Source organism: Pseudomonas sp. P4_C8, from assembly GCF_056401975.1.
The window spans coordinates 42,327-56,035 of sequence record NZ_JBFUIH010000013.1; the positions used below are offsets into that span (position 1 = coordinate 42,327).

A 13,709-nucleotide genomic window follows, 5' to 3' on the forward strand; every position below is an offset into this window, starting at 1 on the left:
AACTGCACGAGTTTGTAAGTGGGAGGTTTTTTCGCATGACCAATTCTTTGCAACCTGCATATGCTCTGGTCCCGGGTGCGAACCTGGAGGCCTATGTGCACACCGTGAACAGCATTCCATTGCTGACGCCGGAGCAGGAGCGTGAACTGGCCGAGAGTCTCTATTATGAGCAGGATTTGGGGGCGGCTCGGCAGATGGTGCTCGCCCACCTGCGTTTTGTCGTACATATCGCCCGTAGCTATTCCGGCTACGGTCTGGCTCAGGCTGACCTGATTCAGGAAGGCAACGTCGGCCTGATGAAGGCGGTCAAGCGCTTCAACCCGGAAATGGGTGTGCGTCTGGTTTCGTTCGCGGTGCACTGGATCAAGGCGGAAATCCACGAGTTCATCCTGCGCAACTGGCGCATCGTGAAAGTCGCGACCACCAAGGCTCAGCGCAAGTTGTTCTTCAACCTGCGCAGCCAGAAGAAGCGTCTGGCCTGGTTGAATAACGAGGAAGTCCACCGTGTGGCGGAAAGCCTCGGCGTAGAGCCGCGGGAAGTCCGTGAGATGGAAAGTCGCCTGACTGGCCATGACATGGCCTTCGACCCGGCCGCGGAAGCGGACGACGACAGTGCTTTCCAGTCGCCAGCCAACTATCTGGAAGACCACCGGTACGACCCGGCCCGTCAACTGGAAGATGCTGACTGGAGCGACAACTCCAACCACAACCTGCACGAAGCACTGGAAGTGCTGGACGACCGCAGCCGTGACATCCTTTATCAGCGCTGGTTGGCTGAAGAGAAAGCCACGCTGCACGACCTGGCGCAGAAGTACAACGTGTCGGCCGAGCGTATCCGTCAGCTCGAGAAGAGCGCGATGAACAAGCTCAAGTTGTCGATTGCGGCATAACCTGCGAACCGGCAAAAAAAAACGCCCCGATCATTGATCGGGGCGTTTTTGTGTGTGCCCAATATTTTTGCCACACCACAGCCCCCTGTAGGGGCGTCGAGTTATTGAGACCAAGGTGCCCGGCGCGAATCATTGAGGCCAACCAGATAACTGTCACCCCCCAACTGACTCATCTGCCGCCGAATCCAGCCTGCACGTCGTGCGACGTAGTTGGTCGGATGGCTCGCGCTCCACACTCGCGGGTTGGGCAATACGGCGGCCAGCAAGCTCGATTGCTGACGACTAAGGCTTTTAGCGCTCACACCAAAGTGATGCCGTGCCGCAGCCTCTGCCCCAAACACGCCGTCATCCCACTCGACGCTGTTGAGATACACCTCAAGAATCCGCTGTTTGGGCCAGAACACTTCGATCAATCCGGTAAACCAGGCTTCCAGGCCTTTGCGCAACCAACTGCGGCCAGACCACAGGAACAGATTTTTCGACACTTGCTGGCTCAGCGTGCTGGCACCGCGAATCGAACCGCCCAGTTCGTTATGAGCCAGTGCCGCCTGAATCGCGCCGAAGTCAAAGCCCCAGTGTTCAGGGAATTTCTGATCCTCACCGGCAATCACCGCGACTTTCAGGTCATCGGAGATTTCATCCCATGGCTTCCAGGTCCGTTGCAGGTCAATCGGCTCGCCGTCGAACCAGGATTCGATCTTGCGTTCGACCATCAACGCCGTTCCCGGCGGCGGCACCACGCGAAAAATCAGCACCAGCAATACGCTGCCACCCGCGAACCAGAGCACGGCCTTTGTGAATCGTCGCAAAAATATACGCAGCATAGAGATGGCTTGGCCGAACCCGTTGAGCGGGCCATTATACAGACCCTGTTGATCGAGTCTGACTGGAGTTCTTCATGCTGCGTGGCTTTTTGATGCTGGCCGCTTTCTTCGGTTTCACCGGCGTTGCCTTGGGCGCGTTCGCCGCACATGGCCTGAAAAACCGTCTGACCCCCGAGTACCTGGCGATATTCCACACCGGCGTCACCTACCATCTGGTGCACGCCCTGGCATTGCTGGGCGTGGCGCTGCTGGCTACGCAGATTCCAGGGCGTTTGATCACGTGGGCCGGGGCCTCGTTTGCCATCGGCATCCTGCTGTTTTCCGGCAGTCTGTACCTGCTGACCCTGACCGGCGTCAGCAAGCTGGGGATCGTCACGCCCTTCGGCGGGCTCGCATTCCTGGTGGGCTGGGTGTGCCTGGGGCTTGCCGCTTGGCGGTTGAGCTGACCGGGTGGTCCATTTCATGACGAATGGCTTGGGTCGCCAAGACTGATCGGGCTAGAATGCCAGCCCCTAAAAATGATGGCGGCATTCGGTATGCGCATTCAGTTGAACGGCGAATCCCTTGAACTGCCCGACGGTGAAACCGTTGCGGCCCTGCTGACCCGTCTGGAACTGACCGGACGCCGGGTGGCGGTTGAACTCAATCTGGATATCGTCCCGCGCAGTCAGCATGCCGACACCACGCTGAACGATGGCGACAGCGTCGAAGTGGTCCACGCCATCGGCGGCGGCTAGCCGTGCAGCCCGCCAGGGCACAGAATTCTGCAAGAACCTCACCCCTACAGAGGATTTCCCATGAGCATCGTTCGTAGCGACAAGCCCTTCGTCCTGGCCGGTCGTACTTACCAGTCGCGTTTGCTGGTAGGCACCGGCAAGTACCGCGACATGGAAGAAACCCGCCTGGCTATCGAAGCCTCGGGTGCCGAGATCGTCACGTTCGCGGTGCGCCGCACCAACCTCGGCCAGAACCCGGGCGAACCGAACCTGCTCGAAGTCCTGTCGCCGGATCGCTACACTTTCCTGCCTAACACCGCTGGTTGCTTCGATGCTACCGAGGCTGTGCGCACCTGCCGCCTGGCCCGTGAGCTGCTCGGCGGCCACAATCTGGTGAAGCTGGAAGTGCTGGCCGACCAGAAAACCCTGTTCCCCAACGTGATCGAAACCCTCAAGGCCGCCGAAGTGCTGGTCAAGGAAGGTTTCGATGTGATGGTCTACACCAGCGATGACCCGATCATTGCCCGTCAACTGGCGGAAATCGGCTGCATTGCGGTCATGCCGCTGGCCGGCCTGATCGGCACGGGCCTGGGGATCTGCAACCCGTACAACCTGCAGATCATCCTCGAAGAAGCCAAGATTCCTGTGCTGGTGGATGCCGGTGTCGGCACCGCTTCCGATGCCACCATCGCCATGGAACTGGGCTGCGAAGCGGTGCTGATGAACTCGGCCATCGCCCATGCCCAGCAGCCGGTCATGATGGCTGAAGCCATGAAACACGCCATCGTTGCAGGTCGCCTGGCCTACCTCGCCGGCCGCATGCCGAAAAAACTCTATGCCAGCGCCTCCTCGCCGCTGGATGGTCTGATCAAGTAAGAGCCATTGATGACTGAATCAAACGACACGCCAATCCAGACGGAAGAAGGCGAAGAACGCCAACACCGCCGCATCAAGAGTTTTGTGATGCGCGCCGGGCGCATGACTGAAGGCCAGCAAAAAGGTCTGGAGCAGGGCACGCCGCTGTTCGTGCTGCCGTTGGCCGACGCGCCGGTGGACTTCGATCAGGTGTTCGGCCGTTCGGCGCCGCGCTCGCTGGAAATCGGTTTCGGCATGGGCCATTCGCTGCTGGAAATGGCAGCGGCCTCGCCGGAACAGGATTTCATTGGCGTGGAAGTTCACCGTCCAGGTGTTGGCGCGCTGCTCAATGGTGTGCTGACACAGGGCCTGACTAACCTGCGGGTTTATGATTGCGACGCGATTGAAGTGCTCAATCGCTGCATCGCCGACAACAGCCTCGATCGCCTGATGCTGTTTTTCCCGGACCCGTGGCACAAGAGCCGTCACCACAAGCGCCGTATCGTTCAGGCGTCATTCGCCGAATTGGTGCGCAGCAAGTTGAAGGTCGGCGGTGTGCTGCACATGGCCACCGACTGGGAACCGTACGCCGAGTACATGCTGGAAGTGATGAACGTCGCCCCGGGCTATCGCAACCTTGCCGAAGACGGCAAGTGCGTCCCGCGTCCGACTGAACGCCCGATCACCAAGTTCGAACGCCGCGGCGAACGTCTTGGGCATGGCGTGTGGGACCTGAAGTTCGAAAAACAGTCCTGAGCTTAAAATCTGTAGGAGCCGAGCTTGCTCGCGATGAGGCCATAACATTCAACATGTATGCTGACTGTTAAACCGCCATCGCGAGCAAGCTCGGCTCCTACAGTTGTTTTGGGTGTAGCCAAAGTTCAGCGGCGGTCGGCGACGACACCGATGAGCACCAGCACCACTAACAACACCGGAGCAAGGCTGTAGTTGTTGAACTGACCCAGGCCTTTGACGATCCACGGCGTGGCGTAGATCAACGCGGCGCCGCTGCCGATCAAGCACAGCAGGGCCATCAGCGGGACGCGCAGGGCGCCGGCAATGCTGCCCAGGCGTTGCTCGACCCAGCCTTTGAAATCCGAACCGAACAGCACCAGCAGGCAGCCCACCAAGGCCAGGGCGATTTCCGATAAGTTGCTGCGGCTCCAGCGGGACACAGTGGCGAGCAGGTCGAGTATCAAATCCATTCGTTTTCCCTTAGGGCTGAAATCAGCTCAGAAATTTTTGCAGCAAGTCATTGAGAAACAGCTGTCCGCGCTCGGTGGCCGCCAGACGTGACGGTTCGACCTGCAACAAGCCACTTTGTTCGGCTTCGCGGCGGTGTTCGGCGAGGCTTTCCAGGCTCAGCCCGGTGCGTTCTGGATAGAGCCGCGATTCGACACCCTCGGTCAGGCGCAGCGCGTTCATCAAGAACTCGAACGGCATCTCATCGTTGGTCAGTGCTTTCTCACCCGCCTTGAAGCTTTTGGCCGGGTTGAGGTAATCCTTCGGCAAACGCGTCTTCCAGGTACGCACGATGCGCCCGTCCGGATGGCTGAGTTTGCCGTGGGCGCCGGCGCCAATGCCGATGAAGTCGCCGAAGCTCCAGTAATTGAGGTTGTGCCGCGCCGGGCGACCGGGCTGGGCGTAAGCCGAGACTTCGTATTGCGCGTAACCGTGTTCGGCCAGCAGCGCCTGCCCCGCTTCCTGAATGTCCCACAACGTGTCGTCTTCCGGCAGCGTCGGCGGCTGGTTCCAGAACACCGTGTTCGGCTCCAGCGTCAGCTGATACCAAGACAGATGGGTCGGCTTCAAGGCGATGGCCTGGCGCAGGTCGCTCAGCGCATCGTCCAGCGACTGGTCGGGCAAACCGTGCATCAAGTCCAGATTGAAGTTATCGAACCCGGCCAGACGCGCCATGCCGGCGGCACGCACTGCTTCGTCACCGTTGTGAATCCGCCCCAATGCCTTGAGTTTTTCTTCCTGAAAGCTCTGGATTCCGATCGACAGGCGATTGATACCCAAGGCGCGATAAGCAACAAACTTCTCTTGCTCGAACGTCCCCGGATTGGCTTCCAGGGTGATTTCGATGTCGCTGGCAAACGGAATGCGCTGTTCAACACCTTTGAGCAAACGGCCCAAGGCTTCGGCGCTGAACAGGCTTGGTGTGCCTCCGCCAAAGAAAATCGAACTCAGCTCACGGCCATACACCGCGTGCAGGTCCTGATCGAGGTCGGCCAGTAATGCGTCGACGTACTCCTCTTCCGGCAGCACCGGGCTGGCGGTGTGGGAGTTGAAGTCGCAATAAGGGCATTTGCGCACACACCACGGGATGTGGATGTACAACGCCAAGGGCGGCAACACGGGCAGTGCCGCCCGTGGCGATTGGGCGTCGCCGCCGAAGATCAGCGGTGACGCGGATGAGTCGTGAGTCATTTCAAGCCCAGACGCTGGCGCAGCAGATCCATTGCACGGGCGCGGTGGCTGATGAGGTTCTTGTCGCTCGGGCTCAGTTCGGCGCTGGAGCAATCGCGCTCCGGTACCCAGAACAGCGGATCGTAACCAAACCCGTGTTCGCCACTGGCGGCAGGCAGGATACGCCCGTGCCACAGGCCTTCGCAGAGGATCGGTAGCGGATCGTCGGCGTGACGGACCAGTGCCAGGACGCAGACGAACTGCGCGCCGCGCTCGGTTTCTGGTACGTCTTTCAAGGCGTCGAGCAACTTGGCGTTGTTCGCCGCATCGCCCTGACCATCCGCATAACGAGCCGAATAGATCCCTGGCGCACCGCCGAGGAAATCCACCGCCAGCCCGGAATCGTCAGCCAGCGCCGGCAAGCCGGAAATGCGCGCAGCATTGCGGGCCTTGAGGATGGCATTTTCGACGAACGACAGGCCGGTTTCTTCAGGCTCGACAGTGCTGAACTCGCCGATCGAGCGCAGTTGCACCGAGTTGCCGAGCATGGCCTGGAGTTCCTTGAGTTTGCCGGCGTTATGGCTGGCCAGTACGAGCTGTGTAAAGTTGATCATTGGCCGGGGAAGAGCTCTTGGTTGAAATTGATGGTGTTGATTTTGTCACCGATCTGCACCTTTATGTCGAAGGTGCGGATTTCCGGCTGGTCCACCGGGTATTGGGCGATGTAGTAAATCGCGCCCTGATCGGTGATCTGTCTGAAGTTCAGCGGCACGCTTTGGCTGGTCAGGTCTTTGACCGTGCCGGTCACCGATGCCATCAGTGGTTTGCCTTCTTTGATCACAGACACATTGATTACGCCCTGATTCTTGCTGCGAATCAGCTCGTTCGTTTTGGCGATGTCCGGTGTCAGGTACGTCGAGTTGAAGGTGTTGTAGTACACCTTCACGTCACCAAATGTTTGTTCGCGCTTGGGATTGATCGCGTCAGCGGCAAAAGCGGTGACGCTCAGGCAGGCAGTGAGTAAAAACAGCGCTAGACGAACCATGATCGTTCTCCTCGAAATGTGGCGGGTCAGACCGCGACCTTGTGGTCTGCAAGTCCTGGGCTGCTGACGCGGTAAATACCGATCTCGCCTAACAGATTAGGCCATAGCTTGCTGGCCCACCCGTGCCGATGCTGTTGATCCACGGCCAGCCGATCAATGACCTTGGCTTCACGTTCGCGGCACAAGGCTTCAAAGTCCGCAAAAGTGCAGAAGTGGATGTTCGGCGTGTTGTACCAGGTGTACGGCAGGAACTCGGAAACCGGCATCCGGCCCTTGCTCGCCAGGTACCAGCGGCAGCGCCAGTGACCGAAGTTGGGGAAGGTGATGATGCATTGGCGGCCGACCCGCAACATTTCTTCGAGGATCTTGTCCGGGTAGTGCACCGCTTGCAGTGCCTGGGTCATGACCACGACGTCGAAGCTGTTGCTGGCAAAGTTGCCCAGGCCCTTGTCCAGGTCCTGCTCGATGACGTTGATGCCCTTGGCCACGCACTCGGCAATGTTGTCCGGGTCGTTTTCCAGGCCATAGCCGGTCACTTGCTTGTTGTCGCGCAGCCAGGTCAGCAGTTCACCATCACCGCAGCCGAGGTCAAGCACGCGGCTGCCGGCGGGGATCCATTCCTGGATGATTTCCAGATCAGCTCTCATGGCTTTCTCACAACGTAATGCGGTTCATGTAATTGCTGAACGCCTGCAAGTAACGCGGGATCGGAATCAGGAAGGCGTCATGGCCTTGCGGAGCATCGATCTCGAGGTAGCAGACGTCTTTCTTGGCGGCCATCAACGCGTCCACCAATTCCCGCGAACGGGCAGGGGAGAAGCGCCAGTCGGTGGTGAAAGACATCACGCAGAACTTGGCTTGAGCGTTGGCGAAGGTTTTCGCCAGATCATCGTCGAAGTTCGCTGCCGGGTCGAAGTAGTCCAGCGCTTTGGTCATCAGCAAATAAGTGTTGGCGTCGAACCGCCCGGAGAACTCTTCGCCCTGATAGCGCAGGTAGCTTTCGACCTGGAACTCGACGCTGTGGAAGTCGTAGTTGAGCTTTTCGCTTTTGAGGCCCCGGCCGAATTTCTCGCCCATGGAGTCGTCGGACAGGTAGGTGATGTGCCCGACCATCCGCGCCAGCATCAAGCCGCGCTTGGGGATCACGCCCGCTTCCTGGAACGAACCGCCGTGAAACTCGGGGTCGGTAAGGATGGCCTGGCGTGCCACTTCGTTGAAGGCGATGTTCTGCGCCGACAGCTTGGGGGCCGAGGCGATGGCCAGGCAATGCCGAATGCGCTCCGGGTAGGTGATGCTCCATTGCATCGCCTGCATGCCCCCGAGGCTGCCGCCAATCACCGCTGCCCATTGGCTGATGCCGATGCGGTCGGCCAGACGCGCCTGGCTGTGCACCCAGTCTTCCACGGTCAACACCGGGAAATCGGCGCCGAACGGCTTGCCGGTGTCCGGGTTGATGCTGCTTGGGCCAGTAGAGCCGTTACAACCGCCGAGATTGTTCAGGCTGACCACGAAGAATTTGTTGGTGTCGATCGGTTTGCCGGGGCCGATGCAACTGTCCCACCAACCGGGTTTACGGTCGTCGGGGCTGTGAAAACCGGCAGCGTGATGGTGACCGGACAGCGCGTGGCAAATCAGCACGGCGTTGCTCGCCGTGGCGTTCAGCGTGCCGTAGGTTTCGTAGATCAAGTCATACGCTGGAAGCGAACGCCCGCAGGCCAGGGCCAGGGGGTCGCTGAAGTGCGCCACTTGCGGCGTCACCAGACCAACAGAATCGTGGGGAAAGGCAGTTGGCATCGACCCTGCTCTCGTTGAAATGAGGCGTAAGTCTAAAGACCGGTGGGGTTAGCGGCAAGCAAAGGGCGGGCCTGATTTCATTCAGACAGACCGAGGTGCGGCCATCGCGGGCAAGCCCTGCTCCTACAGGGGAATGCATGCCTCTGTGGGAGCGTGGCTTGCCCGCGATGAACGATGACGCGGTCAGCCTGCGGGACGCACCAGATCAGGCAACTCCGGCAGCTTCTTGGGCGAACAAATCCGCACTCGTTTCTGCCGGTTCAACTCACCGCTGATCAAACTGACCTGGCTCTTGGACACCCCAAAGGCCTTGGCCAGAAACGCCATCAGATACGCATTGGCCTTGCCTTCAACCGGCGGCGCGGTCAGGCGGATCTTCAGGCGATCCCCGTGCAGCCCGCAGAAATCATCACTGCGGGCCGCCGGTTGCAGGTGACACTCCAGAATCAGGTCGTCACCGTCCCAGCGAAAGTAGCTCATCAGATCAAGCCGAGCAGCCCTGGCTGCATGCCGGCGAAGTACGCAAGGCGCGGGATCAGCCAGCTTTGCAGCAGCTGGATCACGATGAACGCAAAGATCGGCGAAATGTCGAGACCGCCCAGGTTCGGGATGATCCGGCGGAACGGCGCGAGTACCGGTTCAGTGATTTGCGCGACCAGCTCTGCGCCCGGATTGTGGCTGCCCGGAGCGACCCAGGACAGAATCACACTGATGATCATCGCGTAGAACAGAATGTTCAAAAACAGCGAGAACAGCGCGATCAGTGCCCAAGGCACGAGTAGCACGAAGTCGACCATGAAGCCTTTGAGCGCCAGGATGACCACGATCAGCACCATCTGCAGGATCAGCGCCAGCACCAGCGACGACATGTCCAGCCCGAACATGCTCGGGATGACCCGGCGCAGTGGCTTGAGCAGCGGTTGCGTGGCTTTGACGATGAACTGACAGAGCGGGTTGTAAAAATTCGCCCGAACCAGTTGCAGGATGAAGCGCATCAGTACGATCAGCAGGTACAGGCTGCCAAGGGTTTTAATGATGAAAATGGCAGCGTCATTGAGTCCGAGCATCTTTGATTCCTTTGTAAGAGCTGATTAGCGACCGAGTTGCTCAGCCATCTCGGCCGAGCGATGCGCGGCAGCGCCGAGTGCTGTTTCGACCAGGGCTTCGAAGCCACCGGCCTGGAACGACTTGATCGCGGCTTCCGTGGTGCCCGCAGGCGACGTTACACGACGACGCAGTTCGGCGGCATCGACATCGCTGGCGACCGCCATGTGTGCGGCGCCCAGCGCGGTTTGCAGGGTCAGTTGTGCGGCGATGTCCGCCGGCAGGCCGAGTTTCACGCCGGCGGCGGTCATGGCTTCGATCAGCAGGAAAAAGTACGCCGGCCCTGAGCCGGACACTGCGGTGACTGCGTCCAGTTGCTGCTCTTCGTTCAGCCACAGCGCAATGCCGACGGCGGACAGCAGCTCTTGCGCCTGTTGGCGCTGCTCGGCGTTCACTTCGGCGGTGGCATACAAACCGCTCACGCCCTGACGCAGCAGCGCCGGGGTGTTGGGCATGCAGCGCACGATCGGCTGGGCGCCGAGCCAGTTGTTCATGCTGGCGCAGGTGATGCCTGCGGCAATCGACACCACCAGTTGATTCGGCTTCAGGCTCGGGCGAATCGCTTCGCACACAGCTTTCATCGCCTGGGGTTTGACCGCCAATACGACGACGTTGGCATCCTGGATGGCGTCGGCGTTGTCGGCGAAGACTTCGATGCCATGTTCGGCTGCCACTTTGGTGCGGGTTTCAACGCCCGGATCGCTGGCGCGGATTTGCGAGGCGTCCAGACCTTTGGCGCGCAGGCCGCCGATCAGGCTGGCGGCCATGTTGCCGGCACCGATAAAGGCAATACGAGTTTTGCTCATGTCAGGTCCTTATAAAGAGAGGTGTCAGCCATTGTTTATGGTTGACCGTAGTCGCGGGCACCAAACAGGGCCGTACCGATGCGGACCCATGTAGCGCCTTGGGCGATGGCCGACTCAAGGTCGTGGCTCATGCCCATGGAAAGTGTGTCGAGCGGCAGGTTCAGGCTGGCTTGCAGGCTTTGCACGGCAGCAAAAGCGGCATCCTGTTCGGCGCGATCATCCGTCGGCTCGGGAATCGCCATCAATCCGCGCAACGTGAGGCGTGGCAATTCGCTGATGGCATTGGCCAGAGCCGGCAGGTCGGCCGGAGTGCAACCGGATTTGCTGGCTTCACCGCTGACGTTGACCTGAATGCAGATGTTCAGGGGCGGCAAATCGGTTGGTCGTTGTTCGGACAGGCGTTGTGCGATTTTCAACCGATCCACGGAGTGCACCCAAGCGAAGTGCTCGGCGATAGCGCGAGTCTTGTTCGATTGAATGGGGCCGATGAAGTGCCAGATCAAGGGCAGGTCGGCCAATTCGAGCTGTTTGCCCAAGGCCTCCTGCAGGTAGTTCTCGCCAAAATCGCGCAAGCCGGCGGCGTACGCTTCACGCAGGGCCTCGGCGGGTTTGGTCTTGCTTACGGCCAGCAGCTGAACGCTGTGCTCATCGCGCTGGGCGGCCAGGGCGGCGGCACGGATGCGTGAACTTACCTGAGCAATGTTGTCTGCTATCGTGGACATTCAATGTGCGCCAGCGGTCTGAAGGTTCGCGGCATTCTACTGGAATTGAGGGGCGCTATGGATATCACTGAGCTGCTGGCTTTCAGCGCTAAACAGGGCGCGTCCGACCTGCACTTGTCCGCCGGCCTGCCCCCGATGATCCGCGTCGATGGCGATGTGCGACGCATCAACGTGCCGGCCCTGGACCACAAACAGGTACAAGCGCTGATCTACGACATCATGAACGACACCCAGCGGGTGGACTTCGAGAAACACCTGGAAACCGATTTCTCCTTTGAAGTGCCCGGTGTGGCGCGTTTCCGGGTTAACGCCTTTAACCAGAATCGTGGCGCAGGCGCCGTGTTCCGGACCATTCCATCGAAGGTCCTGAGCATGGATGACCTCGGTATGGGTGAGGTGTTTCGCAAGATTACCGAGGCGCCGCGCGGGCTGGTGCTGGTGACCGGCCCGACCGGCTCCGGCAAGTCCACCACCCTGGCAGCGATGATCGATTACCTGAACAACCATCGCCATCACCACATCCTCACGATCGAAGACCCGATCGAATTCGTCCACGAATCGCGCAAATGCCTGATCAACCAGCGCGAAGTCCATCGCGATACGCGCAGCTTTGCGACGGCCTTGCGCTCGGCGCTGCGTGAAGACCCGGACGTGATTCTGGTGGGGGAGATGCGTGACCTGGAGACCATTCGCCTGGCGCTGACCGCCGCCGAGACCGGGCATCTGGTGTTCGGCACGCTGCACACCACGTCAGCGGCGAAAACCATCGACCGGGTGGTGGATGTGTTTCCGGGGGATGAAAAGTCGATGGTACGTTCGATGCTTTCCGAGTCGCTACTGGCGGTGGTGTCGCAGACACTGGTGAAAAAGATCGGCGGCGGGCGGATCGCGGCGCACGAGATCATGCTCGGGACATCGGCGATTCGTAACCTGATCCGCGAAGACAAGGTCGCGCAGATGTACTCGTCGATTCAGACCGGTGGGAACCTGGGGATGCAGACGCTGGATATGTGCTTGAAGGAATTGGTGGCCAAGGGCTTGATCAGTCGCGAGCATGCGCGGGAGAAAGCGCGGTCGCCGGATAATTTTTGACGGGGATGTTGATTGATCGTTCCCACGCTCCGCGTGGGAATGCCTCAATGGACGCTCTGCGTCCGCTGTTGGGACGCGGAGCGTCCCGGGCTGCGTTCCCACGCAGAGCGTGGGAACGATCAACAAATATCAGGTACTTAAATCAGCGCTGAGCGACGCGCATCTGGTTCGGCTCTTTAGGCAGAACCCGCTTGGCAACCACGTAATGTTTTTCCCAGTACGGCTTTTTCAGCGTATCGATGCTCACCGACTTGCCACGACGTGGTGCGTGGATGAAGCGGTCGTTGCCCAGGTAGATGGCAACGTGATTGACCCGACGGCTCTTGATGTTGAAGAAAATCAGGTCGCCCGGTTTCAGGTCGTCGCGATCGATTTTCTCGCCATGACCGCTGGCCATGGCATTGGAGGTGCGCGGCAGGTCAAACGTGGTGTCGTTGAACGCATATTTCACCAGGCCACTACAGTCGAACCCTTTACTTGGGCTACTGCCGCCCCAACGATAAGGAGTACCGAGGACGTTTACGGCGCGGCTCAGCACGTTGCTGCTTTCCTTGCTCGCCATTGGCGGTACAAGTTTGCTGTTGTCGCTCAGCTGGGTCGAATCTTGTGCAGTTTTTTTGTTTTTGCTGGAGGGAGCAGAAACATGGGATTTTGGGGTGTAACCATTAACGTTTGGAAGACGTTGCTCACGATTGGTGGCGTGGGCGGCCAGTGGCATCAAAAGGCAAATGGTTAGCCATGTCTTGAAAAATGGACGCATTAGGCAGGGCTCGAATGGGTGAACGCGCAACTTTATAACAGCTTTTTTTGCCCTTCCGAGGCCGTTGGTCGATTCAACATGGTGGCCATTGGAACCAAACAAGCGGCAGATTGCCGCAATTGTCGGACAGAAGTCAGGCGCTATAAGGCTTTGACGGGAGCCACGGTAGCATTTGCCATACGTCGGCAGCCTGTAAAAAAGTCACAAAGATTTAAACAATATTTATCTATCGTGTGAGTCGAGGTCCTTAATGAACAGCTATCAACAGTCCGCCGCACATCACGATACGCACAGCAAAGTGATTGGTTATTTGCTGTGGATTTTCGGTTTTACCGGCGCTCACCGCTTCTATTACGGCAAACCGGTGACTGGGACGATCTGGTTCTTCACCTTTGGCTTGCTGGGGATTGGCTGGCTGATCGACCTGTTTCTGATCCCGGCTATGGACCGTGAAGCTGACCTTCGGTTCACCGCAGGGCCTATCGAATACAACGTGGCTTGGATTCTGCTGACGTTTCTCGGGGTGTTCGGCGTACACCGGATGTATCAGGGGAAGTGGATCAGCGGGTTGCTGTACCTGGTGACGGGCGGGTTGTTCTTTGTCGGGGTGTTGTATGACTTCTGGACGCTGAATGACCAGGTATCCGTGCGCAACGCCCAGAACAGAGGCGCCTTCCAGTAAGCCATCG

Annotated in this window: 19 protein-coding genes; 7 read left to right on the forward strand and 12 right to left on the reverse strand. The window is 59.3% G+C overall.

Features of this window, described 5'->3' with window-relative positions:
- The first annotated feature begins 35 nt into the window (after positions 1–35).
- Positions 36–890 carry an RNA polymerase sigma factor RpoH gene (gene rpoH / locus AC1DWM_RS10575; protein ID WP_007897890.1) on the forward strand — a complete coding sequence of 285 codons (855 nt, stop codon included), beginning with the start codon at positions 36–38 and terminating at the stop codon, positions 888–890.
- 101 nt (positions 891–991) lie between these two features.
- Here rpoH and mtgA read toward each other — a convergent pair whose 3' ends face one another.
- On the reverse strand, positions 992–1,714 hold the full coding sequence (gene mtgA, locus AC1DWM_RS10580; protein ID WP_223518003.1) for a monofunctional biosynthetic peptidoglycan transglycosylase: 723 nt from the start codon (positions 1,712–1,714) through the stop codon (positions 992–994).
- Between the two features lie 74 nt (positions 1,715–1,788).
- On the opposite strand from mtgA, the gene AC1DWM_RS10585 reads away from it, so the two are divergent.
- From AC1DWM_RS10585 to trmB, 4 genes are all read left to right on the forward strand, one after another.
- Positions 1,789–2,160, forward strand: a complete 372-nt coding sequence (locus tag AC1DWM_RS10585; protein ID WP_477795164.1) for a DUF423 domain-containing protein — start codon at positions 1,789–1,791, stop codon at positions 2,158–2,160.
- A 90-nt stretch (positions 2,161–2,250) separates the two neighbouring features.
- On the forward strand, positions 2,251–2,451 hold the full coding sequence (gene thiS / locus AC1DWM_RS10590; RefSeq protein ID WP_008026157.1) for a sulfur carrier protein ThiS: 201 nt from the start codon (positions 2,251–2,253) through the stop codon (positions 2,449–2,451).
- A 60-nt stretch (positions 2,452–2,511) separates the two neighbouring features.
- Positions 2,512–3,306 (forward strand): thiazole synthase, encoded by a 795-nt coding sequence (locus AC1DWM_RS10595; protein WP_150767690.1) that lies wholly within the window; start codon positions 2,512–2,514, stop codon positions 3,304–3,306.
- 9 nt (positions 3,307–3,315) lie between these two features.
- On the forward strand, positions 3,316–4,041 hold the full coding sequence (gene trmB, locus AC1DWM_RS10600; protein ID WP_007945510.1) for a tRNA (guanosine(46)-N7)-methyltransferase TrmB: 726 nt from the start codon (positions 3,316–3,318) through the stop codon (positions 4,039–4,041).
- A gap of 125 nt (positions 4,042–4,166) precedes the next feature.
- Here the strand turns inward: trmB and AC1DWM_RS10605 are convergent, their stop codons facing one another.
- The 10 genes from AC1DWM_RS10605 to AC1DWM_RS10650 all read right to left on the reverse strand — a co-directional run bounded on the left by AC1DWM_RS10605 (position 4,167) and on the right by AC1DWM_RS10650 (position 11,168).
- Positions 4,167–4,490, reverse strand: a complete 324-nt coding sequence (locus AC1DWM_RS10605) for a DUF3392 domain-containing protein (protein WP_007945509.1) — start codon at positions 4,488–4,490, stop codon at positions 4,167–4,169.
- 22 nt (positions 4,491–4,512) lie between these two features.
- Positions 4,513–5,718, reverse strand: coding sequence for a radical SAM family heme chaperone HemW (gene hemW, locus AC1DWM_RS10610; RefSeq protein WP_223518011.1), 1,206 nt, complete (start codon positions 5,716–5,718; stop codon positions 4,513–4,515).
- A complete protein-coding gene (gene rdgB / locus AC1DWM_RS10615) occupies positions 5,715–6,311 on the reverse strand; it encodes an RdgB/HAM1 family non-canonical purine NTP pyrophosphatase (protein WP_477795165.1) in 597 nt (198 codons plus the stop codon). Before rdgB ends, hemW begins: the two co-directional genes overlap by 4 nt.
- Positions 6,308–6,742 (reverse strand): DUF4426 domain-containing protein, encoded by a 435-nt coding sequence (locus AC1DWM_RS10620; RefSeq protein WP_223518017.1) that lies wholly within the window; start codon positions 6,740–6,742, stop codon positions 6,308–6,310. The genes rdgB and AC1DWM_RS10620 overlap by 4 nt, the downstream gene beginning before the upstream one ends.
- A 26-nt stretch (positions 6,743–6,768) precedes the next feature.
- The gene (gene metW / locus AC1DWM_RS10625; protein ID WP_223518019.1) at positions 6,769–7,389 is read right to left on the reverse strand and encodes a methionine biosynthesis protein MetW; all 621 of its coding nucleotides are present in this window, start codon (positions 7,387–7,389) and stop codon (positions 6,769–6,771) included.
- A 7-nt stretch (positions 7,390–7,396) separates the two neighbouring features.
- Complete coding sequence (gene metX, locus AC1DWM_RS10630) at positions 7,397–8,536, reverse strand: homoserine O-succinyltransferase MetX (RefSeq protein ID WP_477795166.1); 1,140 nt, start codon at positions 8,534–8,536, stop codon at positions 7,397–7,399.
- Positions 8,537–8,719: 183 nt separating this feature from the next.
- The gene (locus AC1DWM_RS10635) at positions 8,720–9,016 is read right to left on the reverse strand and encodes a DUF167 domain-containing protein (RefSeq protein WP_149659730.1); all 297 of its coding nucleotides are present in this window, start codon (positions 9,014–9,016) and stop codon (positions 8,720–8,722) included.
- Positions 9,016–9,603 (reverse strand): YggT family protein, encoded by a 588-nt coding sequence (locus AC1DWM_RS10640; protein WP_223518023.1) that lies wholly within the window; start codon positions 9,601–9,603, stop codon positions 9,016–9,018. The genes AC1DWM_RS10635 and AC1DWM_RS10640 overlap by 1 nt, the downstream gene beginning before the upstream one ends.
- Before the next feature lie 24 nt (positions 9,604–9,627).
- Positions 9,628–10,446: a pyrroline-5-carboxylate reductase gene (gene proC, locus AC1DWM_RS10645; protein WP_223518026.1), complete on the reverse strand. Its 819-nt coding sequence runs from the start codon at positions 10,444–10,446 to the stop codon at positions 9,628–9,630.
- A 35-nt stretch (positions 10,447–10,481) separates the two neighbouring features.
- Entirely contained in the window at positions 10,482–11,168 is a 687-nt protein-coding gene (locus AC1DWM_RS10650) for a YggS family pyridoxal phosphate-dependent enzyme (RefSeq protein ID WP_477795167.1), read from the reverse strand.
- A gap of 57 nt (positions 11,169–11,225) precedes the next feature.
- Here AC1DWM_RS10650 and AC1DWM_RS10655 point away from each other — a divergent pair, with 57 nt between their 5' ends.
- Positions 11,226–12,260 carry a type IV pilus twitching motility protein PilT gene (locus tag AC1DWM_RS10655; RefSeq protein ID WP_223518047.1) on the forward strand — a complete coding sequence of 345 codons (1,035 nt, stop codon included), beginning with the start codon at positions 11,226–11,228 and terminating at the stop codon, positions 12,258–12,260.
- Positions 12,261–12,402: 142 nt separating this feature from the next.
- Here AC1DWM_RS10655 and AC1DWM_RS10660 read toward each other — a convergent pair whose 3' ends face one another.
- On the reverse strand, positions 12,403–13,020 hold the full coding sequence (locus AC1DWM_RS10660) for a C40 family peptidase (RefSeq protein WP_223518210.1): 618 nt from the start codon (positions 13,018–13,020) through the stop codon (positions 12,403–12,405).
- A 250-nt stretch (positions 13,021–13,270) separates the two neighbouring features.
- Between AC1DWM_RS10660 and AC1DWM_RS10665 the strand changes: the two genes are divergently transcribed.
- Positions 13,271–13,702 (forward strand): NINE protein, encoded by a 432-nt coding sequence (locus tag AC1DWM_RS10665; RefSeq protein ID WP_223518048.1) that lies wholly within the window; start codon positions 13,271–13,273, stop codon positions 13,700–13,702.
- Positions 13,703–13,709 lie beyond the last annotated feature (7 nt).